This is a genomic window from Pseudomonas sp. TMB3-21, assembly GCF_054898145.1.
In genome coordinates this window covers 3,933,432-3,957,959 of record NZ_CM142718.1, presented here as the reverse complement: position 1 = coordinate 3,957,959, position 24,528 = coordinate 3,933,432, and the positions used below count along the sequence as shown (strand labels likewise).

Sequence of the window (24,528 nt, the reverse complement as noted above, 5' to 3'; positions counted from 1 at the left end):
TTTGAACGACCTCCAGGCCTAAGCAGTAAATGGCTATAGATGTATTGTCCTTACGCCAAGGGGATGTTTATCAAGCGGATGGCCACAACGGCAGTCAGCCTCAGGAAACCTTGATAACCACTTTGCCAAACGCCCCACGCGCCAGATGTTGGTAGGCCTGGTGCGCGTCTTCGAATGAGTAGGTCTGATCAATCACCGGCCGAATGGCATGCTGGTTCAGAAAGTCATTCATGCGGTCGAACGACGAACGAGGAGCCACCGCGATGCCGCGAAGGGTTGTCTGCCGGAATATCAGCGGCATCAGGCTGAGCGTGGTGGTCTGCCCGGTCAGGAAGCCGATCTGGGCAATACGACCCGCAGCCTTGGTTGCTGCGATGGACTGGTTGAGGCCCTCTCCGCCCGCAACGTCCAGCAGAAGGTCTACGCCCTTGCCGTCGGTGAGTTTCAGAACTTCTTCTTCCCAGCGTGGGAAGGTTCGATAGTTGATGCCGGCAACGGCCCCGAGCTTCTTCACCGCATCCAGATTTTCGTCACTGCTGGAGGTGACGATCACCCTGGCTCCCAGAGCGGTCGCCAGTTGCACGGCGAAGATCGAGACACCACCCGTGCCCTGCACGAGCACGGTATGGCCTGGCTGGATCTGGCCGTAATCCACCAACGAGTACCAGGCTGTCAGCGCAGCTATCGGCAGGGTCGAGGCTTCTTCGTCAGACATGTTGTCCGGTGCACGAACTGCGCTTTCTTCGTGGATGATCATGTATTCGGCCAGGCCACCTGGAAGCGGCATGCCAAAGCAGTAGGCGGGCTCGTTGGGGCCCGGCTCACCGTCAATCCAGCGTGAATACAGATGTGAGTTGACGCGGTCGCCCACCTTGAAGCGGTTGACGCCTTCGCCGACGGCAACGACAGTGCCCGCAGCGTCGCTGACCGGGATCAAATCTTTGGGCACCAAGTGCGGTTCGTAAATGCCATCGACGATGGCCTTGTCGCGAAAATTAAGTGAAACGGCGCCGACCTTCACCAGCAACTCGCCGGCTTTAGGCTCGGGTGCGCGCGAGCGATTCCCGATTCTTTATGGACGCTGGCTGGAGAAGTAATTGAGCGATTGTTACCAGGAAGCAGCCGTCGGCGAGTAACGGCTTTCGGCCGATAAAGGCCTGAATCAGACATCGCCTGACAGCATGATATCGGCAGCATGGACATCCGCTGTTTGCTTGTGCGATTGAGGGTAGAAAGTGATTTAGCGGCAAAGCAGCGGCTGCTGACATCAGCCAGCGCCGCCAAACGGCAGTCTCCAGATCAGGTTACTGCCTGCTCAAGCCTGCTCGTCTTGCTTGTCTTGCTTGTCATCGTCATCTTTGAGTGCGGGCTTCATACCAGGCTGTGGCGTGTGCTCGGCATTCGGCGCGATTTCTTCGCCGTGGTTCTTTTTCTCTTGCTGTACTTTTTTGTCGTGGGCAACATTACGTGGGTCGGTCATGGGGATTCCTTGATTTGGCAGATGATTCGAACCCATCGACGCGATGCGCTGCATGTGAGCGTCGGGGTAAAACTTGGAGTCAAGGTCGGTCTCAAGCGTTCATTACTTCTCGAGCTGCAACGAATTCTGTCGGTAGCGAAGACTGGAGTCAGGCGATAGGTGCTTCACTACAATCGAATCACAGCCACCCTCCACACCGCAAAGGATCGCACTGTGAACACCACCCTCCTCCTTCAACCCATGTTCGACATGCTGAAATGGCTGCTCCCATTGATGCTGTTCATGTCTTTACTAAAAACCCGCCTGGTCAAAGGCTGGTTCGGCGAACAGCTAGTCCGTCTATCCACGCACTTCCTGTTGAACCGTCGCACCTACCAACGCCTGCATGACGTGACACTCCATACCTTGGACGGCACGACGCAAATCGATCATGTGTTTGTTTCGCCCTTCGGCATTTTTGTGCTGGAGACGAAGAACATGAGCGGGTGGATTTTCGGCGGTGAAAAGCAGGCGCAGTGGACGCAGCAGTTTCCTCGAAAGCGTTTCCAGTTTCAGAACCCCATCCACCAAAACTACAAGCATGTGAAGACGCTGCAAAGCGTACTGGGCGTCGGGCCGGAGCATGTGCACTCGGTCATCACGTTCGTGGGCGGCAGCACGTTCAAAACGCCGATGCCGGCGAGCGTCACTCAAGGTGGGGGACTGGTGCGGTACATCAAATCCTTCGAGCAGCCGGTTTTCACCGACGCGCAGGTGATGTCCATGCTGGAAATTTTGAAGGCAGGTCGCTTGGTTCCGACGTTCGCGACGCGACGTGAGCATGTGCAACGTCTCAAGCTGCGCGATGATCCTACGGCCGCTCGGCTCTGCCCACGCTGTGGCAATGCACTGGTGGTGCGCACCTACAAAACCGGCAATAAAAGCGGCCAGCAATTTTGGGGCTGCAGCACATATCCTAGATGCCGGACGATGCAGCCGATTGCCGCTGATCGTTGAATCCTATTTTCGGGTGTCCAGGCCCCGGATTGTTCGCATGAAGCAACCTACTTACCGCTAGTGAATTCAACGGATGCTGCTTTGAAGATAGTGAAATCTACCCGCTTTGATGATGTCGACCACGATGCTGGATATGAGTATCGTGGTTTCAACTACGACATACAGAGCGACGAAGATGTTTTCCTTGTCCGAACTTACGACGACGAACCCGGGCGGGCAACGGTAATTAGTCCGAGTTCGATGTCTAAAAACGCCAATCTGAGGAAGCTTGTTGAATTCTTACGATCTGCGCTAGCAGTGTCCAGAATCCATCTCTTTAGGGGCGGATCGGGGTCCTACGCCGAGATCGATCTTGATAGCTTGGCATTCTGTAAATGACCACCTCTCCATGATGCCCGGCGCCCAGCAACTATCAGCGCATCACCCACGCCCATCCCAACGCATCAAAATAATTTGAACCGCTTTTGTACGCGCTCGCCTAATGATCAGCTTGTGGAGAATCGCACAGGCATTTTGCCAAGACCGGCATACTCCGAGAGGTGGTTAACGTGGCTAAAGACGACAAGAAAACCAAAGACGACGCTTCGAAAGCCAGCAAGGATTTGAAAGACAAAAAGTCCTCACCGGCAAAGAAATCAGCTGCGGCTTCGGCTCTTTCGAAATCTTCCGATAAGAAAGATAAGAAAAAGGATGCCGAACCAAAAAAATCTGCAAAAAAAGCTGATAGCAAGCCAGAAAAAGCCAAGAAATCAGAGAAGTCCGAAAAGGCAGATAAGCCTGCTAAAAAGAAAAAGTGATAGCTGCTGTCCGCTAGGGCTTTACGCCCTAGCTCTGCCAGCCTGTGATGCAATCGCTAGCCCGGCGGTGATCTGCTCGGACGTATGAGCTTCACACCGCACTGTTATCCAGTCGTTTATTCTCAAGTAAAAAATACAATCCAGCACCGTCAAGCATGACCGCTTTGAGTCATTTTTGGCCTTGCGAACCTGACAGCTATCGGTCGACTGCAGCTCACCTCAAGCTCCATTCCCGCCATTTGACTTGGAATCCGCCAACCCGCCTCCATAACATACCTACACCCAACATCCCCAAGAGGAAGCACCCACCATGACCAGTCAAACCGAAACTGCCATTCTCGCAGGCGGCTGCTTCTGGGGCATGCAGGACCTGCTGCGGCGCTACCCCGGTGTGCTGCATACACGCGTTGGTTACACCGGCGACGATTTGCCGAACGCCACGTACCGCAATCATGGCAATCACGCCGAAGCCATCGAGATCGTGTTCGACCCTGCCGTGATCAGCTACCGACAGATCCTTGAATTTTTCTTCCAGATCCACGACCCCAGCACAGCCAATCGTCAGGGCAACGACCTCGGCGCCAGCTATCGGTCGGCGATTTACTACCTCAGCGAACAGCAACGCGACATTGCCGAGGACACTGCCGCCGACGTCGACGCGTCAGGCCTGTGGCCCGGTCGTGTGGTGACTGAAATCGCACCGGCGGGAGCGTTCTGGGAAGCGGAGCCGGAGCATCAGGATTATCTGGAGCGTATTCCCAACGGCTACACCTGCCACTTCATTCGTCCGGACTGGAAGTTGCCGAAGCGTACCTAAGCGCGATTGATGGACTCCATTAGCCAAACGGAAAAATGAGAAAACCGGAAGTCTGTCTCAGACAGATCTTCCGGTTTTGGCTGATGTCTACCCGAGCACTGGCAGCTCGCGCAGCTCGCCCCCTTCTTTGCCAAGGCGCTGGAGATACGCGGCGGCATCGAGCAATTGATAAGGAAAGTACAGGCCTGCCGAAGTGGGTGGTTGACCATCCAGCCCCAGCAGTCGCTCAAGAAGCATGGCGACGCTAAGGCCGGTCAGCGCCGCAGCGCCTGCCGGGTGAACGACGGCATGACGCGTGTGCAACGGCGCACCCTGCAAATCCTCGCCAGTGAGTTCGATGAGGATCTCGGTAGACATTGGCCGACCTTCGCGCCGGGAAGAGCTCATCCCAACGGCCAGATTGAACTGAACGTTGGGCGCACCCGTCGCAGCCGCCAAGCCAACGACATCGATGGACGAGAAACCATTGGCCTCCATCTTCGTACCATCGACCGCATGGAAGCTGACCTTGGCATCCTCCCCTTCTCGCCAGACGTACACGCCATCGCGCCGCGTCAAGGCGGCGGGGAGCATCTTGTTCAAGTGTTCGAAATCCGTGGCGACCGTTGGGCCTCCGCCGTCCTGCTCATCGACCAGTGCATTGATGGTGATGTCATGCAACCGGCCAAACGCCTTCGCAATATTCAGCGTCGAGACTGTCGTCGCGCCGACCATCCATTCATAACCCAGAACAATAGGCGCCGCATCGGGCGTATGGATGTAGGTGGCAATTTGCGGAGCGATTTCGAAAACCCCAGAGGAGATGCTGAGGTGAGGCACGCCGCGCTGTTGGGCGAAACGCAGTCCGGCCAGGGCATGATCCATGTAGAAAACCACGACGCCGCTGACCGAGCGATTGCCCAGGCCCAGGTCGTCTGCGCCAGGGTCAATGACCACGCCCTGTGCCCCGCCGATTTGCTCGGCGGCTTGCTGAGCTTTGGCCAGGTCGCGGCCACCGATCAGCAAAGGCACGTCGGGATGCGCGGCGCGCAGAGCCCGGGCCGTCTGGTGGCCGATCGCGCCAGAACCGCCCATTAACAGGATAGGATGAAGTGACATTGTGTATTCTCCTCGTTGTTTGGGTTGCAACCTACTCTTGGTAGACACCCTAACATGAGCATCGCTACACTCTCCTACCATTGGTAGGTTTTATTGTTTCAGGGTTGATTAAGTGCAAAAAGACAGCGACAACTCCACTACTCCCGCAGCCACGCGGCGCCTTGCGAAAGCCGACCGCAAACGACAATTGCTCGATACAGCCCTACTGATCGTGCGCGAAGAAGGCGCGGACCGACTCACCCTGGGACATCTGGCCGTCCGCGCGGGCGTGTCCAAACCGGTGGTTTACGATCATTTCGCCACTCGGTCGGCCTTGTTGATCGAGCTCTACAAGTGGATCGATACCGAGCGGGTCGATGCGTTCCGTGACGCCATGGCTAAAACCACCCTGGGTCTGGAAGAGACCGCACTGATTCTCGCCGACGCTTACATCCAGTGCGCGGCAAATCACACTGACGAGTTTCACGCGGTGGGCGCGGCTTTGGCAGGCAGCGAAGAAAAGTCGGCGGTTTTTCAGGAGTTATTGGATAACTGCGTGCAGATGTTCGTGACAGTGCTCAAACCTCAAGCCGCCCCGACAGTGTCGGCGGCCGAACTGGAAATACGCTGCATCGGCCTGATCGGCGCGGGCGAAGCACTTTCCGGCGCGTTGGTTCGGGGGCGGCATGACAAGGACCAGATGATTGCTTCTTTTGCGTCACTGATACGGGGTGCATTACGCTGATGTACTTGCTTTAAAGGCGTTGCCGCTACCCAGCGTTCAATTCAGAAGGTGCACCAATCGTGGTTCCAGAGAAGTTGCACTGACTTCCAGTATCGCCAACGTCACTGGCAGCTTGAAGCGCCGTCGCCCCGCGCTGCCAGGATTGAGATAAAGCACCTCATCGTGCCATTCCATGCTCGGCTTGTGGGAGTGACCGGTGATGACGAGTTTTGTAGCCGCATCAAGCTCGGCGGGCACATCGGCGATGTCATGCACCAGGAATGCCTGCCAACCGTTAATCTCGAAACAGGTCAGATCTGGCAGATGGTCGGCCCAGCTACTCTGCTGGTCGTTATTGCCGCGTACGACATGCAAAGGAGCAATGGACGCAAGTTGATCGAGAATCTCCGGGCTGCCAATGTCACCCGCGTGAACAATCAGCTCACAACCTTCCAGCGCAGTCAGCGCTTCAGGTCGCAGCAGGCCGTGGGTATCGGAAATTACGCCGACTTTCATGTTTGCTCCGAGAGGCGTCTTTCGTTCACTGTCTTAACCGTCTTCCAGGGTGCGTTCGGCGCTGGACGATTCGAGGACCGTTTGTACAACGGCCATATTAGCTTCCAGCTCGTCCAGTGCCTCCTGGTGATCCGCCCCCCAGCGGTAGAGCATTTCAACTGCTTGAGCGAACGTCTTGCCCAGCGGCGTTAGCTCGTATTCCACCTTGGGCGGCACGACACTGTGCACGTGGCGCGCGACCAATCCACGAGCCTCCACGTCGCGCAGCGTCTGCACCAGCATTTTTTTCGAGATGCCTGGCAATGCTCTCTGCAGTTGCCCGGTACGACAACGCCCGCCCGGCCAGCGATCAAGTGCGTGCAGCACCAGGCTGACCCACTTCACGGTAAACAAACCCATGACCCTGCGTGGGGCGCAACTGGCGTCAAAAACCAACTGGGTGTCGTCAATTTTAGGCATTGCATGGTTACCAATGGGTGTCTATGTCCCCAAATAGTACCTAATTTCCAAAAAAGCTCCAGGTCTCTAGTATTCCCCATCGACTACGCAATTCAATTGAGAGGGACTGTTCATGCCTGCTGCCATTTGGGCACTGGCCATTGCCACCTTCGGCATTGGCACCACCGAGTTCGTCATCGCCGGCCTGTTGCCCGGGATTGCGGCCGAGTTCGACATTTCCTTTTCCGCTGCCGGTTACATGGCGACGAGCTATGCATTAGGGGTGTTTGTTGGCGCGCCATTACTGATCATTTTGGGCGCCCGCGTGCCGCAGAAAGCCATGTTGATATCACTGATGGGGTTCTTCATCGCCGGCAATTTGTTGACGGCCCTTTCGCCGACTTTCGCCTGGGCCTTGACCGGTCGAGTCCTTACATCGCTGACACACGGCGCCTTCATTGGGATCGGATCAATTCTGGCGTCGGAACTGGTGGCGCCCAACCGCCGTACCAGCGCCATTGCGTTCATGTTCAGCGGCCTGACGCTTGCCAACCTGATCGGTACACCGGCGGGTACCTGGCTGGGACAGATGATTTCCTGGCGCGCGACTTTTATGGCGATCACCGTGATAGGTGCGGTGGCGATGGTGGCTGTAGCGTTGCTGGTACCCAAGGGTAAACCGCATCAGGTGCCCAGTTTGCGCCGGGAGTTCTCCGCTTTCGTCGATGTACATGTGTTGCTGGCCATGGGCATTACTGTGCTCGGGCCCGCTGCGTTCTTTACCTCTATCACCTATATCTCGCCAATGATGACGGAGTTGACGGGGTACTCGAACAACGGCGTGACCGGCATTCTTTTTCTGTTCGGGCTGGGACTGTTTATCGGCAATTTATTGGGCGGCAAGCTGGCGGACCGCGCCCTGATGCCTTTGTTGTATGTCACTCTGGCGGGGCAGGCACTGGTGCTGTTCGTATTTTTCTTCGTCGTGGAAAGTCGCTTGGCGTCAGCGCTTTGCGTCTTGCTGATGGCTGGCTTCGGCTTTGCCAGCGTGTCGCCCATTCAGCGCCTGGTGATGGACAAGGCTCGGGCAGCCGGGGCACCGAACCTTGCTGCGTCCGTCAACATAGGCTTGTTCAATCTCGGCAACGCTATCGGAGCCTGGCTGGGCGGTTGGGTGATCGCGTTGGGATTCGGTTACGCGGCACCCAATTGGGTTGGAGGCATTCTGTCAACGTGCGCACTGGTGCTGGCCATCGCGTCCGGCTGGCTCACGGTTTCTCATGTTGCAAAACACAAAGCAGCCATGCCCTGCCCCGCGACTGCGGGTTGTCATCCGGGCAGCTGACGCCCGCTCGCTGACAATTGCGAGGGAGTGATTGGGCGACCTAGCCGAAATGCAGTTCTGCCAAAGTCTCACCTTCAAACGTGGAGGAAATCGTCAAGGTCCAGCCGAACCGCTCGCAAATTCGTCGAGTGATAAACAGACCCAGACCTTGTCCTCCGCCCTGTTTGCTCGAATCGCGCAACGCTCGGGTATAGCGTCGGGCGGCCTCGGCAACATCGAAGCCTCCCGTGCTGTTGAGGATCCTCAACGTGTTGACTGCCAGAGATATTTTGATAGGCCCTGCGCTGCTGTGCTCAGCCGCATTACGCAGCAAGTTGCTGACCACAATACGAACCATGGCTTCGGGACAATCAAGCACCACGGGCTGAAATTCACCTATCTCGAATGCCGCGCCGGTGCCCTGCAATAAATGCTCATGATCGTCGACCAGCGCCGCGGTCAGCCTGTCAAGTCGGGTGGTTTCAGCGCAAACCTTCGCCTCGGGCTCCCGGGACAGAAACAATAATGCCGACATGATTTCCGTCAGATTGCCTATTGTCGACTCGATGCGAGCCAACGGTCGATCGGCTTCTGCCGGCAGCTCATACAGTTTGATTACGTCGACCGCGCCTGCAATCACGGCGATGGGCGTGCGGAACTCATGGCTGGCGAGGTCCAGAAGGCTGCGCTCGCGTTCAATGAATCGCTCTACGCGGTCAAGGTGACGGTTGACGATGACGGCAATGTCGTGCAATTCGCTTAAAGCGAAATCGGTAGCGAGACGTTGGGACGGCTGCGCCGGGTCCAGATCGTCCATCCGTTGGGCCAGTGACTGGATCGGTCGCCTCAACGTGCGGTAGATCCAGACAATCGCGCCCACGATCATCAGGCTGCTTAATATCGCCATGAGCACGCTCAGCAGTGCGGTCATGTTTTGATAATTCTCCAGGTCTGTTATGTCTACCGACATAACAATGCGCCCCTCCCCGATCGGCGTTACCAGTACCGCATAACTGCGGTCGGTATCGTAGGCGTCCATCTGATGTTCATCGTGGTATCCGGGGTCGAGCAGCGCGAAGTAGTGCGGCATGTCCGCTGGCAAAACATGCCCGTGCAGATGCCAGCCCCGGACAATACCCGTCGATGAAAGATGTTTTTCCGGGACAGGTCGTCCATCAGACAAGTATTGGTCCGTACTCGACTGTAAAAGCTCACGCCAGATGGGATGAACGACCATCTGCTGGCTCAAGTTGCCCTGAATGGTCAGCACTGCCGCCAACGTGAGGCCGAACAAAATGAAAATCGCACTGATCTTGCGAGTCAAGCTACTGGCTGCCATCGAGAATCTCGCTGAGGGCGTGCTCATTCGTCGCAGGCTTGCAGACGATAACCGCTACCCGCGACGGTTTTTATCAGCTTGTGTGAAGCCTCTCCGTCCACGGCCTTACGCAGCATGTACATATGCGAACGCAGGGCATCGTTGTCCGGAACGTGGTCATCCCAGATAAGCGTTTCCAGTTCATCCCTACGCACTAAACCCGGGGACCTGCGCATCAGCAAAGCCAGTAAGGACCGTCGAACCGGAGTCATTGCGAGTGTTTTACCAGCCCTCGTCACTCTTAGGGTGTTCAGGTCGAACCGCAAGTCAGCCACTTCCAGTACCTGCGACTCAAGCAGCGCGCCGTTCACGCGTTGCGTGACAACTCTTAATCTTATTTCGAGCTCTGCAAGTGCAACCGGTTTAACCAGGTAATCGTCCGCGCCCGTCAAGAACCCCTGAATTTTGTCTTCAACCTGATCTTTGGCGGTGATGACGATCACCGGGATGCGAGACTTCAACTGACTGCGAAGCTTCGCCAACATGGTGATGCCATCCATGCGCGGCATCATCCAGTCCAGCACGATGACATCGTAGCGGTTGCTCGCCAGCAAACTGAGGCCGGTCTCACCATCCGGGGCCGCATCGGGGTTATGACCACAGGCCAGGAGGTAATCATAAATGTTGGCAGCCAAGGCAGCATTGTCTTCAATGATGAGAACGCTCAGCGCCTGTTTGACCATAGTGTCCATGCTCACGACTCGACGTATTTGCAGGAAGTCAGAGCCCGTATCGCAGCGCACATCAGCGAGCATCTGGTACGGGCTAGTTGCAGATCAAAAACCTCGCGATATCCCGAAAAACGCAGACATCGAGCCGTTTGTGTCCTCGTCTACCAAGGGGCTATCGGTGATTTTCCCTGGCAGGTGTTCGTAGGAAACGTTAGCGATGAACGCCCACCGGTCCGCGAAGGGTCGGACGAAATCCAGACCTACGTGTTGCACCGTAGCACTGCCTGGGCGGTAATCGATTACGCCTCGGTCGACTTCGCCAGGCAGCGTACCGTAATAGTAGTTCGCCAGTTTTTTCGACAGGAAGGAAATACCGACGTTAGGCGTGATGCTGTTTTTTCCCCACTGCATGGGGTAGCCATATTTCAACCCTGCTTCATAGCCATCGGTCGCGTTACTGATGTCGCCTTTGACGTCGAGTTCCAGCTGCCCCAGGTCCCCTGTCCACGTGGCCGCAATGCCGAGGTCAATCGCATCGTCGCGATCTTCGAGCAATGAGCGGTCGATGCCACGCTCTGCCAGTTCGCGCCTGCCGAAATCTGAACGATCGATGCCATCCATGCGTGCAGACAGTGTCGCGTCAATTGCGAAGTCGTCACGCTTGAACAGATGCGCGCCCCCGGCTATTCCGCGCCAGAAAAAGCGCTCACTGTCATAGCTGATCAGAGGGAAAGGCGTTACTTGCGTGCCCTCACCAGCGTAGACGCCGCTTGATACAGCTGCGCCAAGCCCGAGGCCCCAGCGCGATTCCTGCGTTTGCCGGGTAGACACCGAAGTAGCGTCACTGCCGGAAATCTCGGCTTTGGCCATGCCGGAAACGGCACACAGCATGACGGACAAGATCAGAGAAGGCTTCATTGCAGCACCATGAATTCATTTGAGTGGAGTTGTGCGCCGTGCGCAGTGCTAACGCTGAACCACGGCTGTCGTCGAAATGTCGCTGAGCGTCTCTCAGCGCTTATTTAACGGGGCTGACTGCAAACCACGTCGGTGGTGATCGAGCCAAGGTAATTACTTGAATAGCGCACGGTATTACCCGGTCGCAGATAGAGGCCTTTTTTCACTTCGCGCGCCAGGTAGTCCTCGATGACACCGAGCTGTTGATCCCGGTTACTGGCGCCCATGAGTTGGTTGATAACGTCCGGGCCGGGCTCTTTGAACACCACGCCATCACCCGTACCTGTAAGCACTGCGCTACCTGTGCCGATTGCCGGGCGATCGACCATGGGGATACGGCCGCCTTGATATGACCAGGTGCGGGTCGTCGCTTGATCAAGTGTTTCCTGCACGATAGTGCGAAGGTCTTTGATCATATCGCCCGCTTTCGCGTGTTGACGTCGTTCGCCATCGACGTAGGTTTCAATGACGACATCGGCGAGAAAGGCCTTCCAGTCTTTGGGAACTACCAGAAACGGGCCCGTGGGAAAACGGTCGCTTCCGCTTTTCGCATCGGGGAAACCGTCCCCGGAGGCGACGTCCTTCAAGTTGATATTTCTGACCAGTGTCGCGCGATCACTGAAGTCCCCGCAGATGAAGAAGCCCTTGCGTGCTTCGTCGAAGTCCGCTGCGGATTTAAGCTCGCGGTCGAACCGTGCGCACACTTCAACCTCGTAATCCATCAAGGCGCCGGCTGCGGCAGTGATCTTTGAACGGGGACCGCCGGCAGGCGAAATCTTGGGGAACAGAAAAGCCTCGTCTACGCCTACTTCCTCGCCATGCTCTGGATAATTCGTGCCTGCCGCGATATGCGCCACACCCCGTGGGCCTACACCCATCAGCCGTATCAGCGGGTGCACTTGCGTCTGTGACGATTGGCCTGCCAGCGCGTCGAGTTGCGTGGTGCTGAAACGGTTGATGACATCGAATGCATCAGCGCTGTGAAGACCGGACAGTTCGCTCAAGTCGATTGCCGTGACGCTGGTTTCGGACAACGTGATGACCAGCAGAGTACTGACGGCGTTGCCTCTGCGCACTTGTGCAAAGGTGTGGGCTGTCTGCACCGGCGCCAGCATCGGTTTGGCCGCCGCCGCGTTGATGGAAAGCGCAGCTGTGCTTTCGGCGACGGGAATGGCTGTCGCTAATATCAGTGCCAGAACGGGTACGACAGTTCGGATTGGAGGCATGCGGGAGGCTCGGAATGGCGGTTTGGGAGTGCCTATTCTGGTGGCCTCGTGTCGTTGGATTGTCGTCTGGAATTACGAGGCTTAATCCATCAACAGATACATACCGTCACCGCCTCTCCACGGTCACACAAGTCCTCGAAAACATCGCTAGTCGAGCTGATTATGGTGGCGTCAGGGAGGAATAGAATTGTTGAAAACAACATCCATAAACTTGAAGAAAACCGCTCGCGCCAACTGAACCGACAAACGGTAATAAATAATTAATGACATTGAATCAATAGGTTATGTATCTAAAAAATACGCATTTAGGCAATCGACAAAAAGTAATCGTAGCGAACTATTTGGTCCAATCTATGGTTTTAAAACCTAGGACGTCCACTCTGCATAACAGGGAGTAGTAATGGACAACATAGTCATCGCCGATAAGTCGAATTCCCAGCTCACTGCCCAGAATTGGGGCAATGTGCAGCTCAATCAGCCCTCCGTTGTACAGATGCCTGTCAGGCCGGATCAGTTGGCGTCAACTAGCCGTAGCGGGCTCGATTTGATCGTCAATTTGAAAAGCGGCGAACAGATCAAAATCACCAATTTCTTCGTCACAAGTCCAGACGGCGTCCCGAATGACATCGTGTTTCAAGGCGATGATGCCAAGTTGTGGCAGGCGCGCTACAACGCCGAGCCTTTCGACGGCTTTACCTTTGACGAAATTGCTTCGCTTGACGACCTGGTCGCTGGCGTTGGTGTGGTTGACGGCGCAACGCCCGCGTGGGCGCTCGCCGGGCTCGGCCTGCTGGGTGCGGGCGGTGCAGCTGCTGCAGCCGGCTCGGGTGGCGGTGGCGGTGGCGCTAACGGGGATGGCGGCGGCGCTGATGCGACGCCTCCCGCTTCGGCAACCGGGCTGACATTGTCGGCGGATGGCCGGGTGTTGAGTGGCTTTGGCGAAGCCGGCAGTATCGTGGCGGTGCGCGACGCGGCGGGTAACGTCCTGGGCACAGGAACCGTTGGTGCTGACGGGCGTTTCCAGGTCGACCTGAGCGCTGCGCAGACCAATGGCCAGCCCCTCGGCGTCACGCTTACCGACGTTTCGGGGAATATGTCCACTCCGGGAGTGGTCACTGCTCCGGATACGACCGCACCCACAGCGCCGACAGATATCACCGTCAGCCCCGACGGCACCCAGCTCGGCGGGACCGGCGCGGCCGGCGCAACCATTGAGGTGCGCACCGCCGATGGCACACTGCTGGGCAGCGCAGTCGTGGCAGCGGATGGCACGTTCAGTGTCACGATCAGCCCTGCGCAAACCGGCGGTCAGCCGCTGACCGTGAATGCCACCGACGCGGCCGGTAATTCGTCGTCTGCCGTAACCGTAAGCGCACCGGACATTGCCGAACTGCAGACGCCCGCCAATCTGGGCTTGAGCAGTGATGGCAGCCAACTGACCGGCAGCGCCACGGCGGGCTCCACGGTGGAAGTGCGCGCAGCCAACGGCGAATTGCTCGGGCGCGCTACGGTGGGCGCCGACGGTACATTCACCGTGACGCTCAGCCCGCCGCAAACAAACGGCGAAGTAATCGGCGTGATCGCCGTCGATAGCCTTGGTGCACAATCGCCCGCCGTGTCCTTCAGTGCGCCGGACATCACCGGCCCCGGGGCCGCATCAGACGTGGCAATCAGCAGCGATGGACTCTCGGTCACTGGTCGTGGTGAAGCTGGCAGCACAGTGAGCGTCACGAATGCCCAAGGCACCGTGCTCGGCACAGCCCTCGTCGCGGCTGATGGCTCGTTCATCGTGCAACTCAGCACAGCCCAGACCAACGGTGAAGGACTCAATGTCCAGCTTACCGACGCCGCTGGTAACCTTTCGCCGGTGGTCACCGTGATCGCGGTCGATGCGGACGGCCTCGCTCAGCCGAGCGCCATCAATTTGAGCGTGGATGGCACTCAGTTGATCGGGAGCGGCCTTGCCGGTACGACCGTGACGGTCCGCGACAGCAGCGGCAACGTGCTCGGCTCCGCAGTGGTCGCAGCGGATGGCACGTTCAGCGTGTTGCTGAGCAGTCCACAGAACAACGGCCAGACGTTGCTGATCAGTGCGAGCGACAGCGTCGGCAACAGCTCCGCCCCGCTGCCGTTCGTGACGCCCGATACTCAGGCGCCGGGGGCGCTCTCTGAACTCGCGGTCGACGCCCAAGGGCAGTCACTGACCGGTAGAGGTGAAGTGGGCGCATCGGTCACAGTGCGCGATCAGACTGGCAACATCATTGGTACCGGCACGGTCGGCGGCGATGGCCGTTTCAGCGTCAACCTGTCGACGCCGCAAACGGATGCGCAGCAGCTTCAAGTCATTCAAACCGACGCTGCCGGCAACCCGTCCGCACCAGCCATCGTGACGGCACCCGACCTGACGACACCGATCGCAGTAACCGACGTTTCTATTTCGGCGAACGGTGCCGTGGTCACCGGTGCGGGTCAGGCAGGCGCCACCGTTACCGTAACGGACGCAGGCGGCGTGGTCCTGGGAACAGCCGTCGCTGGCAGCAATGGCCGTTTCGAAATCAACCTTTCCCCGGCACAAATCAACGGCCAGGACCTGAGCGTCGTGCAGACTGACGCCTCCACCTCGGCGTCCCCTGCGGTGCCGGTGCAGGCCCCCGACATTCAGGCACCTGTCGCCCCGTCGAGTTTGTCTCTTGACCCAACGGGCATGGTGCTGACCGGCCAAGGCGAGCCTGGCGCGACAGTGACCGTCAGGGACTCGGCCGGCAATACGCTGGGCACGGCAACCGTGGACGGCAGCGGTGCATTCTCGGTAACGCTGAACAGTGCGCAGAACGATGGCCAGCAATTGCAAGTGAGCCAATCGGATGGCGTAAACGTTTCCCCCTCTACCCCGTTGACGGCGGCGGATACCACGGCACCGCTGGCGCCTGGCAATGTACTGCTCGGCAGTAATGGCGTGACGTTGACCGGTACCGGGCAAGCCGGCAGCACGGTTTCGGTCAGTGCGCCGGATGGCACGGCACTCGGCACGGCGGTGGTCGCCAGCGACGGCAGTTTCACCGTCAACCTGAGCCCGGCACAGCTTGACGGCCAGGTGCTGAGCGTCACCCAAACCGATGCGAGCGCTCTGCCCTCGCCGGCCACTTCTGTCACCGCGCCTGACATCACGGCTCCGCCAGCACCGACCGGTCTGGTCATCGACCCGGCGGGCAGCACGCTGACCGGCACGACTCAGCCCGGCAATACGATTCAGGTGCTGGACGTCGATGGCAATGTTCTCGGCGGCGCAACGGCTGATGGCAATGGCGCGTTCACCGTCACCCTCAACACCGCGCAGAGCAATGGCGAGGCCTTGCAGGTGGTGGCGTCGGATGGCGCCAACAGTTCGCTGCCGGCCAGTGTCGTCGCACCGGACAGCACCCCTCCCGCGCCGGTGAGCAATTTAGTAATCGACCCGACCGGTACTCAAGTGTCCGGCACTGCGGAGCCCGGTACCACGGTAACCGTCAGCATTGCCGGCGGCAGCGTGCTCGGCAGCGCGGTCGCAGGTGCGGATGGCAGTTTTGTCGTCACACTCGATCCTGCCGCCGGCATTGGCAGCAATCTGGAGGTCATCAGCACTGACGGCGGCGGCAACGATTCGCCGGCCGTTCCGCTGGCAGGCCCCGACGGGACCCAGGTAGCGACGCCCAGCGATCTGGCGCTAAGCGCTGACGGTTTCATTTTGACTGGCGCGGGCACGCCCGGCTGCACCGTTACCGTGACCAACAGCAATGGCGACGTCCTCGGGTCCGGGCTCATCAACAGCTCCGGCCGTTTCACGTTATTGCTGAACGCGAAACAGATTAACGCACAAGTACTGCACGTCACCGCCACCGATCCTAACGGTGAAGTGTCCGTCCCTGGCACCCTGACGGCGGGCGATGGCACGCCGCCGGACGCAGTGACCAACCTGGCCTTGAATGCCAATGGCAGTGCGCTCAACGGCCGAGGCGAAGCCGGTGCCACGGTGACCGTGACCGACAGCAGCGGCACGCTGCTGGGCACGGCACTGGTCGCCAGCAATGGCACCTTCAGCATGGCGCTGACGCCAGCGCAGCTTAATGGCCAGGCGCTGAGCGCAATCCAGAGCGACGCTGCCGGTAACGCGTCACAGCCTGCCAGCATTATCGCGGCGGATCTGCAGCCACCAGCAGCGGCCACCGGGCTCACCATCAATGGCATCGGCACCGTGGTCAAAGGCCAGGGCGAAGCGGGTAGCACGGTTACCGTGCGCGATGCCGCCGGCAATGTCCTGGCAACTGGCGTGGTCGATCAAAGCGGCAATTTTCAGGTCACCCTGCCCAGCGCCCAGAACAGCGGCGAAAGCTTGCAGGTCACACTGACGGACGCAGCCGGTAATGCCTCGCCCATTACGGGCGTGGACACCACCGACAGTCAGCCCCCGGCAGCCGTGCAGAACACGCTGATCAGCGCCGATGGCACCACACTCAGCGGGACCGGTGAGGCCGGTGCGACGGTGAATGTCACCGACGCTAACGCAACCTTGCTGGGCAGCGCCGTCGTCGGCGAGGATGGTTCATTTAGCGTGACCCTGGCGCCAGCGCCTACCAATGGCGAGCCTTTGGCGATTAGTCAGACCGACCCAGCGGGCAATGTTTCGCCGTCGACCAGCCTCAATGCACCCGACATCAGCCCTCCAGCCGCACTGACCCAGGTCGCAGTGAACGCGGACGGTGTGACGGTGACCGGTCATGGCGAGCCGGGCGCCACCGTGTCGGTACGCAGCGCCGACGGCACCGTGCTTGGCACGGCGTTGGTCAGCGGCGCCGGCGCTTTCAGCGTCACCTTGAGCTCACCGCAGATAAACGCCGAGGTGCTGACGGTCACCCAGGAAGACCCGCCCGGCAATGTTTCAACAGCGATCGAGGTGGTATCGGTGGATCTCACTGCGCCGGCCGCTCCGAGTGCATTGACCCTTAATGCCGGTGGCTTACAACTGGCTGGCAACGCCGAAGCAGGCAGCAGCGTGACTGTGCGCGACAGCCAGGGTAACGTGCTCGGCAGCACGACCGCGGCTGCCAACGGTACCTTTCAACTGACGCTCAACAGTGCGCAGGTCAATGGACAGGTGTTGAACGTCACGGCCAGTGACGCGGCAGGCAATCCATCAACCCCGGCCCTGTTCAGCGCCGCCGACACTACCGCGCCGGCGGCCGCGAGCAACCTGGCGATCAGTACCGACGGCACGACATTGACCGGTACAGGCGAAGCAGGCGCCAGCGTGGAAGTCCGCGACGGCGGCGGCAATCTGGTGGGTACCGCGACCGTCGGCAGCAATGGCAGCTTCAGCCTCACACTGTCTCCGGCCGCAGTAGCGGGTGCGACGCTCTCGGTTGTTCAGATCGATGCTGCTGGCAATACCGCACCGCCGGCACCGATTACCGCGCCGGGCAATCTGGCAGAAAGCGCGCCAACCAATCTGGCGCTCAGCGTGGACGGCTTGACGTTAACCGGCACAGCAAGCGCTGGCAGCACCGTGAGCATTCGCAATGCCTCGGGCGTGTTGCTGGGCACCGCGCTGGTTACGGGCGATGGCACTTTCACTGCCACGCTCAGTGCCGCTCAACTCAACGGTGAGCAACTCTCGGCCGTGGCAACTTCGAACACCGGCATCAATTCGTCACCCACCGCCTACACCGCCACCGACATCAGTGCACCATCACCGCTCAGCGAACTGAACCTGGCGCCCAACGGCACGACCTTGACCGGACGCGGTGAAGCGGGCGCCACCGTGACCGTGCTCGGCAGTGGCGGGGTCATCCTCGGCAGCGCACTGGTGGCCGCCAACGGCACCTTTAACGTTACGCTCAGCCCGGCGCAAATCGCGGGCCAGACACTCAGCCTCAGCCAGGCGGACGCCTCCGGCAATGAGTCCGGCAGCGTCAATCTGATCGCGCCAGACCTGGTAGCACCCGATGCACCTGTCGCGCTGTCGATCAGCAATAACGGTGCGGTGTTGTCAGGTGTGGGTGAGGCCGGCACCACGGTCAACGTGTTCAACGCAGCTGGAGCGCTGGTGGGTACCGGCAGCGTGCGCATTGATGGCACGTTCGCAATCAACCTGACCACGCCGCAAGCAAACGGCCAGGCCCTCACGGTGTCTTTGACGGATGCGGTGGGCAACACGTCGGTCGCGACGCCGTTCACCGCTGTCGACAGCACTGCGCCTACCGCCGTTTCGCAACTGACCATCGGCGGCGATGGTGCGACATTGACCGGCCGCGGCGAACCCGGCGCGCAGGTCAGGGTTATCGACAGTGACGGCAACGTGCTCGGTACCGCCACCGTAAGCGCAACCGGCACCTTCAGCCTGACGTTGACGCCAGCGCTGACCAACGCCGAAGTGGTGACGATCGTACAGGCCGACGCTGCTGGCAACGATTCCCCACCGGTGAGCCTGACGACGCCGGACTTCACACCCCCCGATCCGCTCGCCAACGTCAACATCAACGCATCGGGCGCGCTCGTCACAGGTACTGGCGAGCCTGGCGCAACCGTAACGGTCCAGGATGCCAATGGCACCTTGCTCGGCACCAGCCTCGTACTCGCCGACGGCTCGTTCAGCGTGACCCTCAACCCGCCTCAGATCAACTTGCAAATCCTCAGTGTTCAGCAGGCCGATCCGCCCGGTAACGTCAGCACGCCGGTGACGGTCACTGCACCGGACCTGACGCCTCCAGCGACGGCCATCGGGCTGCAACTGGATGCTGACGGTGACCTGCTCACCGGCAGCGGCGAAGTCGGCGCCAGCGTCAACGTGACGCTGGCCGATGGCACGGTCGTGGGCACCGGCACGGTCGGCATCGATGGTCGTTTCGGGATCACCCTGACCCCAGCGCAAACCAACGGTGAATCGCTGTTCGTGGTGCTCGAAGATGCGGCTGGCAACACGTCGCCGGCCGCCACGCTGGCGGCGCCCGACAGCACGCCTCCCGCACCTTTGAGTAACGTGGACATCGACGCAGGCGGCAGCTTCGTCAGCGGTTCCGGTGAGCCCGGCGCACGAGTGTTGGTCAGCAATGCTGCGGGCACTATCATCGGAACCGGGACCGTCGCGGCCGATGGCAGTTTCAGCGTGACCCTCGAGCAGCCACAACTCAACGGCGAAGCTTTGTCCGTTGTACAACGCGATGCGGCAGGCAATCCCTCCCCTGCTGTGCCCGTCACCGCCCCGGATATCACCGCACCAGCACTGCCCGCAGTGACCGCCCTCAGTCCCGATGGGCTGACGCTGACGGGCACCGGTGAAGCCGGCGCCACCGTACGCGTCACCAGCGCAGCCGGAACCTTGCTCGGTAGCGCGACAGTAGCGGCCGATGGCACGTTCAGCGTAGCGCTTGGCACAGCGCAGCTTAATGGTCAGGTCTTGAGCGTGAATCAGACGGACACGGCGTCGAACACTTCAGCGACACTGCCGTATCAAGTGGCCGACGTCACCGATCCGCTGCCAGTCGCCAACCTGACCGTCAGTCAAAACGGCTTGACCGTGACCGGCACCGGTGAAGCCGGCGCGATGGTCATGGTGCGCGATGGCGCGGATTTACTCGGCACGGCGACGGTGGCAGCCGATGGCAGTTTCAGCGTGACGCTGTCGGCGGCACAACTTGAAGGCAGGACACTGTCCGTTGTCCAGGCCGACGCCGCCAATAACCTGTCCGAGCCAATACTCGTCGCGACTCCGGACAGCACCGCACCAACGCCGCCGACCGTCACATCGTTGACGGGTGCAGGCACCCTGCTTGCGGGGACCGCCGAAGCGGGCAGCACGGTGACGGTGTTGTCGGCCAACGGCACACTGCTGGGCACAGCAGTAACGCCGGGTGACGGTACCTACACCGTCACGCTCAGCCCCGCCCAGGCCAACGGCCAGTTGTTGTCGGTGATAGCGACAGACGCGGCCGGCAATGCGTCGCCGGCGCTGCTTTACCCTGCGCCTGATATTACCGCCCCCGATGCCGTCAGCAGCCTGACAATCAGTGCCGACCTCACTCAACTGGCCGGTCGTGGCGAGGCCGGCGCCAGTGTCGAGGTGACCGACGCGCTCGGCAATGTCGTTGGCAGCGCAACGGTGGCGGCCAACGGTACCTTCCTGATTGCCCTGGACGCGGGCATCACTGCCGGCCAGGTGCTGACAGTGAACCAGACTGACGTGGCCACCAATGTGTCTGCTGACGCCAGCCTGACCGTACCGGCGGTTCCGCCCCCGGATGCGCCCGGCAATCTCGCCCTCACACCTGATGGCGTCACGCTGTCCGGCACTGCCGCGATCGGCACGACCATCAACGTCTACGGCGTTGATGCCAGCCTGATCGGCACAGGTCTTACGGGAGCCGACGGTACGTTCAGTGTGGTGCTGACGCCGCCGCAAACCAATGGACAGAGCCTGGAAATTACCGCCAACACCGCGCTGGGCGGCGCGTCGCTACCTACCGAAATCCTCGCCGCCGATACGACGCCGCCCTCGTCGCTCGGCGATCTGGCTGTCAACGCCACCGGCACACTGGTCAGCGGGCGCGGCGAAATCGGCGCCACGGTCACCATTTCGACCGCAGGCGGCGCCGTTCTGGGCACTGCGGTCGTGGGCGCCAATGGAACCTTCAGCGCGCCGCTCAATGCACCGCAAGCGAACGGTCAGATTCTCAACGCCGCTCAAACCGATGGCGCCGGCAATACGTCGTCCACCCTCAACGTGACGGCGCCAGACATTACCGCCCCGGCGGCACCGACGGCGCTGGCGCTGACCGGTGCAGGCCTGGTGCTGGGCGGGCTCGGTGAAGCCGGAGCCACGGTCAGCGTGCGCGGCGCGGGTGGCACGATTTTGGGCACCGCCACCGTCGCCGGCGACGGCACGTTCTCGGTGACTTTGTCTTCCGCGCAACTCAATGGGCAACTCCTGAGCGTCAGGCAAAGTGACGCCGCGGGGAATATTTCGCCGTCGACCAACCTGAGCGTCGCCGATACAACGCCACCGACACCGCTGAGCAATGTGACCCTGAACAGCGCGGGGCTGGCTGTCAGCGGCACGGGCGAAGCCGGCGCAACCGTCACCGTGACCAACGCTGTCGGTACTGTGTTGGGCACCGCCGTGGTCAATGGCGGTGGCACCTTCACCGTTCAACTGTCCAGTGCACAGCTGAACGGCCAACAGCTGAACGTCGTACAATCCGACCCGGCGGGCAATCTGTCTGCGGTATTCAACCTTACGGCGAATGATGTCCAGGCCCCGGTCGCGCCGAGCGGATTGGCTTTGGCTGCTAATGGCCTGACCTTGAGCGGTGTCGGCGAACCGGGTGCCACGGTCAATGTCTATGGCGGGGGCGGCGCTTTGCTGGGCACCGCGATCGTGGGCGGTGGCGGCACCTTCAGTGTTGACCTCAATGCCGCGCAACTGGATGGACAACTGTTGACCGTGCGACTGGTCGACCCGGCCGGAAACCTTTCGCCCAACGCCAGTCTGGCCGCTGCGGACATTACCGCGCCCGGCGCCCCGACCGGCGTCAGCGTCAACGGCAGCGGCACGTTGGTCACTGGCGCTGGCATTCCCGGCTCGACGATCAGCGTGCGTGACGCTGGCGGTACGCTGTTGGGCACCGCCACCGTCGCCGCCAATGGCAGCTTCTCCGTGGTGCTGGCGTCGGCACAAATCAATAGCCAAGTGCTCAGCGTGACTCAGGCGGACCCGAGCGGGAACGTTTCGGTGGTGGCGACCGCTACCGCGCCAGACCTCACGCCACCCGCTGCTGCCACGGCGCTGCTGGTCGGCGCCGACGGCCTGACCGTCAGTGGTAGCGGTGAGCCCGGTGCAATCGTCACGATCAAATCCGCCGGCGGTACCGTTCTGGGTACTGGTACCGCGAATGGCGCCGGGCTGTTTACCGTTGTCCTGAACAGCCCACAGATCAATGGAGAAAACCTGACCGTCAACCTGAGCGACAGCCGCGGTAACGTCTCGGTCGCCGCCAGCGTCACGGCGCCGGATGTCGACGTAAACGCGCCGGTTGTCGCCAACGATAACCTGGCCATCGGCACCGTCACCCTGGCTCCGGCCACTGCGTCGCAGACGTTCAACGACTCGTTCACGACGCTGCTGTCCGGATTTTCGAAAACCTTCACCTTCGCCGTTGCCAGCGGAGCGCGTCTCGATCCGACGTTGACACTGACCACCAGCAGCCTGATTTCGCTGATCGATGGCGTGGTCTATACGCTTCAAGTGAAAAACGCCAACGGCGAATGGATTACGCTGGACGTCAACGGCAGCGGCGGGCTGGTTGACCTGGTTGGCCTTGCCGGCCAGGGCGTGCGGGTGGACATCGATAATCTGCTGGCGGGCGAGTACCGGCTGACGGTGTCGAGCACCGGTATCAGCGTGCTGACCACGGTCAATACGCAGCTGCAACTGGACGTCAGCAGCCTGACGCAGTTCAACGCCATTGCGGGGCCGGCGGTTATCGGCAACGTCATCACCAACGTGGGCGTCGACGGCACGGTTGACCAGACCGGACCGGATAACGGCGCGCAATTGCAGGTCATGAAAAACGGTGCGTATGTCGGTGCCGGGGCTGGCACCACTGTGCAGGGGCTGTACGGTACGCTGACCATCGATGCGAGCGGCAACTACAGTTACACACCGAACGGCAGTGTCACCAGTGTCGGCAAGGTCGACGTCTTCAGCTATCAGCTGGTGCACCCGAACGGCTTGAGTGACACCGCCAATCTGTACGTGCGCATCGACAGCCCGCAAGCCACCGAAGTCTGGAATGACGCAAACCTGGGCAGCCCAGCGCTGGTCGTGGACGCCACTGCGGACGTCGCCTCGACCGATATCACACTGGTCAACCGCGAAGTGACCACCAACTCCAACCTCGGCAGCTTCAACGTGTTGCTCGGCGGCGGCAGCGGCAACTACAACACCAGCGTGGCGACCGATACCGTCAGCGACCTGACCGTTGTGGTCAATTCGAGCAACCTGCTGAGCTTGTTGGGTTCAATGACGGTGGGCCTGTACAAATTCAACACCGCCACCAGCCAGTATGTGCTGGTCAAGAGCTATGGCGGCGGTGCGCTGCTGAATCTGGGCGGCGGCAAATACGGGATCACCTTCGACGATCAGACATCGGGCAACTATCAAGTCAGGGTTTCAGTGGGCGGCCTCGGCCTGCTCAGCACGGTCAATACCAGCCTGATCAACGTGGCGACCTACACCAATCAGTTTGTGGCCGGCAGCTACACGCCGGTGTCGGGCAATCTGCTCACCGACACCGTGGGGGGCGGCGCCGACGTGTTGGGCTCGGTCTATACGTTGCTGAGCGTGCTGGTCGCGGGGAGTTATGTGGCGCCGGGCTACAACGGCATAACGCTGGTTGGCACGTACGGTTCGTTGCTGGTCCAGGCCAATGGCAACTACACCTACACGCTCAAGCCCGGACTGACCGACGCGGTCATTGGTCAGGAAGACGTGTTCAGCTATCAACTGACGCACCCGAACGGCACTGTCGATACGGCAACGCTGACCATCGACCTGAACCATGCCGGCGCTTTCGCCAGCACGGCCTTCTCGCTGGCAAGCGATGAAAGTGTGTTCGCACAGTCCGTCGGCAGCGAATTGATTCAGGGAACCGAGGGTAACGACACGCTGGACGGTTCGCAAGGCGGCGCGGTTTCGCTGCAAGGCGGGGCCGGAGACGACACGCTGATCATCACCGATCAGCAGTTCACGTCGGTCGACGGTGGCACCGACACCGACACATTGCTCTGGGCCGGCGGCGACGTGGCCATCGACCTGGGCGATCTGCTGAGCCGGATTCACAACATCGAAGTACTCGACCTCAACCATTCCAGCGCGGTATCGCTGACGCTGAATCTCAGCGATCTGATGGCCATAACGTCCAGCGACAACAACACGCTGATGATCAAGGGGGACAGCAACGACAGCGTACACATGACTGATGGCTGGACAGCTGGCGGCATGCAACAGGCCGACGGCATCGACTATCTCCAATACACAGCGCAGGAGGACCCGAGCCACCATTTGTGGGTGCAGAACAGCATTCAGGTGGTTTGAAAC

15 protein-coding genes are annotated in these 24,528 nt (G+C 60.2%); 6 read left to right on the top strand and 9 right to left on the bottom strand.

Annotated features, from left to right (window positions below):
* Positions 1-100: 100 nt before the first annotated feature.
* Together ACYZTS_RS18140 and ACYZTS_RS18135 are read right to left on the bottom strand one after the other, a co-directional pair.
* Positions 101-1,069 carry a zinc-dependent alcohol dehydrogenase family protein gene (locus tag ACYZTS_RS18140; RefSeq protein ID WP_461996475.1) on the bottom strand — a complete coding sequence of 323 codons (969 nt, stop codon included), beginning with the start codon at positions 1,067-1,069 and terminating at the stop codon, positions 101-103.
* Between the two features lie 246 nt (positions 1,070-1,315).
* Entirely contained in the window at positions 1,316-1,480 is a 165-nt protein-coding gene (locus tag ACYZTS_RS18135; protein ID WP_152635598.1) for a hypothetical protein, read from the bottom strand.
* 213 nt (positions 1,481-1,693) lie between these two features.
* Here ACYZTS_RS18135 and ACYZTS_RS18130 point away from each other — a divergent pair, with 213 nt between their 5' ends.
* From ACYZTS_RS18130 to msrA, 3 genes are all read left to right on the top strand, one after another.
* Positions 1,694-2,476 carry a nuclease-related domain-containing protein gene (locus tag ACYZTS_RS18130; protein WP_461990965.1) on the top strand — a complete coding sequence of 261 codons (783 nt, stop codon included), beginning with the start codon at positions 1,694-1,696 and terminating at the stop codon, positions 2,474-2,476.
* Between the two features lie 548 nt (positions 2,477-3,024).
* The gene (locus ACYZTS_RS18125) at positions 3,025-3,273 is read left to right on the top strand and encodes a hypothetical protein (protein WP_033051031.1); all 249 of its coding nucleotides are present in this window, start codon (positions 3,025-3,027) and stop codon (positions 3,271-3,273) included.
* A gap of 310 nt (positions 3,274-3,583) precedes the next feature.
* Positions 3,584-4,090 carry a peptide-methionine (S)-S-oxide reductase MsrA gene (gene msrA, locus ACYZTS_RS18120; RefSeq protein ID WP_461990963.1) on the top strand — a complete coding sequence of 169 codons (507 nt, stop codon included), beginning with the start codon at positions 3,584-3,586 and terminating at the stop codon, positions 4,088-4,090.
* Positions 4,091-4,177: 87 nt separating this feature from the next.
* Here msrA and ACYZTS_RS18115 read toward each other — a convergent pair whose 3' ends face one another.
* A complete protein-coding gene (locus tag ACYZTS_RS18115; protein ID WP_461990961.1) occupies positions 4,178-5,188 on the bottom strand; it encodes an NAD(P)-dependent oxidoreductase in 1,011 nt (336 codons plus the stop codon).
* Positions 5,189-5,300: 112 nt separating this feature from the next.
* Here ACYZTS_RS18115 and ACYZTS_RS18110 point away from each other — a divergent pair, with 112 nt between their 5' ends.
* Positions 5,301-5,912 (top strand): TetR/AcrR family transcriptional regulator, encoded by a 612-nt coding sequence (locus tag ACYZTS_RS18110; RefSeq protein ID WP_461990960.1) that lies wholly within the window; start codon positions 5,301-5,303, stop codon positions 5,910-5,912.
* A 36-nt stretch (positions 5,913-5,948) separates the two neighbouring features.
* On the opposite strand, the gene ACYZTS_RS18105 is transcribed toward ACYZTS_RS18110, so the two are convergent.
* Together ACYZTS_RS18105 and ACYZTS_RS18100 are read right to left on the bottom strand one after the other, a co-directional pair.
* Entirely contained in the window at positions 5,949-6,407 is a 459-nt protein-coding gene (locus ACYZTS_RS18105) for a metallophosphoesterase family protein (RefSeq protein ID WP_028624541.1), read from the bottom strand.
* Between the two features lie 33 nt (positions 6,408-6,440).
* Positions 6,441-6,866, bottom strand: a complete 426-nt coding sequence (locus ACYZTS_RS18100) for a winged helix-turn-helix transcriptional regulator (RefSeq protein ID WP_028624540.1) — start codon at positions 6,864-6,866, stop codon at positions 6,441-6,443.
* Between the two features lie 112 nt (positions 6,867-6,978).
* On the opposite strand from ACYZTS_RS18100, the gene ACYZTS_RS18095 reads away from it, so the two are divergent.
* Positions 6,979-8,190, top strand: a complete 1,212-nt coding sequence (locus ACYZTS_RS18095; protein ID WP_461990957.1) for an MFS transporter — start codon at positions 6,979-6,981, stop codon at positions 8,188-8,190.
* Positions 8,191-8,230: 40 nt separating this feature from the next.
* Here ACYZTS_RS18095 and ACYZTS_RS18090 read toward each other — a convergent pair whose 3' ends face one another.
* From ACYZTS_RS18090 to ACYZTS_RS18075, 4 genes are all read right to left on the bottom strand, one after another.
* On the bottom strand, positions 8,231-9,439 hold the full coding sequence (locus ACYZTS_RS18090) for a sensor histidine kinase (RefSeq protein ID WP_461990955.1): 1,209 nt from the start codon (positions 9,437-9,439) through the stop codon (positions 8,231-8,233).
* 92 nt (positions 9,440-9,531) lie between these two features.
* Complete coding sequence (locus ACYZTS_RS18085; protein WP_028622895.1) at positions 9,532-10,230, bottom strand: response regulator transcription factor; 699 nt, start codon at positions 10,228-10,230, stop codon at positions 9,532-9,534.
* 93 nt (positions 10,231-10,323) lie between these two features.
* Positions 10,324-11,136: a MipA/OmpV family protein gene (locus ACYZTS_RS18080; RefSeq protein ID WP_461990953.1), complete on the bottom strand. Its 813-nt coding sequence runs from the start codon at positions 11,134-11,136 to the stop codon at positions 10,324-10,326.
* Between the two features lie 104 nt (positions 11,137-11,240).
* A complete protein-coding gene (locus ACYZTS_RS18075; protein ID WP_161781297.1) occupies positions 11,241-12,290 on the bottom strand; it encodes a fumarylacetoacetate hydrolase family protein in 1,050 nt (349 codons plus the stop codon).
* A 511-nt stretch (positions 12,291-12,801) separates the two neighbouring features.
* Here ACYZTS_RS18075 and ACYZTS_RS18070 point away from each other — a divergent pair.
* The gene (locus ACYZTS_RS18070; protein WP_461990951.1) at positions 12,802-24,525 is read left to right on the top strand and encodes a BapA/Bap/LapF family large adhesin; all 11,724 of its coding nucleotides are present in this window, start codon (positions 12,802-12,804) and stop codon (positions 24,523-24,525) included.
* Positions 24,526-24,528: the final 3 nt, after the last annotated feature.

Excerpts from the sequence above, each read along its gene's own strand:
- ACYZTS_RS18135 (WP_152635598.1), bottom strand. The coding sequence starts at position 1,480 with ATGACCGACCCACGTAATGTTGCCCACGACAAAAAAGTACAGCAAGAG.
- ACYZTS_RS18115 (WP_461990961.1), bottom strand. The coding sequence starts at position 5,188 with ATGTCACTTCATCCTATCCTGTTAATGGGCGGTTCTGGCGCGATCGGC.
- ACYZTS_RS18095 (WP_461990957.1), top strand. The coding sequence starts at position 6,979 with ATGCCTGCTGCCATTTGGGCACTGGCCATTGCCACCTTCGGCATTGGC.
- ACYZTS_RS18085 (WP_028622895.1), bottom strand. The coding sequence starts at position 10,230 with ATGGTCAAACAGGCGCTGAGCGTTCTCATCATTGAAGACAATGCTGCC.
- ACYZTS_RS18100 (WP_028624540.1), bottom strand. The coding sequence starts at position 6,866 with ATGCCTAAAATTGACGACACCCAGTTGGTTTTTGACGCCAGTTGCGCC.
- ACYZTS_RS18070 (WP_461990951.1), top strand. The coding sequence starts at position 12,802 with ATGGACAACATAGTCATCGCCGATAAGTCGAATTCCCAGCTCACTGCC.
- ACYZTS_RS18080 (WP_461990953.1), bottom strand. The coding sequence starts at position 11,136 with ATGAAGCCTTCTCTGATCTTGTCCGTCATGCTGTGTGCCGTTTCCGGC.
- ACYZTS_RS18075 (WP_161781297.1), bottom strand. The coding sequence starts at position 12,290 with ATGCTGGCGCCGGTGCAGACAGCCCACACCTTTGCACAAGTGCGCAGA.
- ACYZTS_RS18105 (WP_028624541.1), bottom strand. The coding sequence starts at position 6,407 with ATGAAAGTCGGCGTAATTTCCGATACCCACGGCCTGCTGCGACCTGAA.
- msrA (WP_461990963.1), top strand. The coding sequence starts at position 3,584 with ATGACCAGTCAAACCGAAACTGCCATTCTCGCAGGCGGCTGCTTCTGG.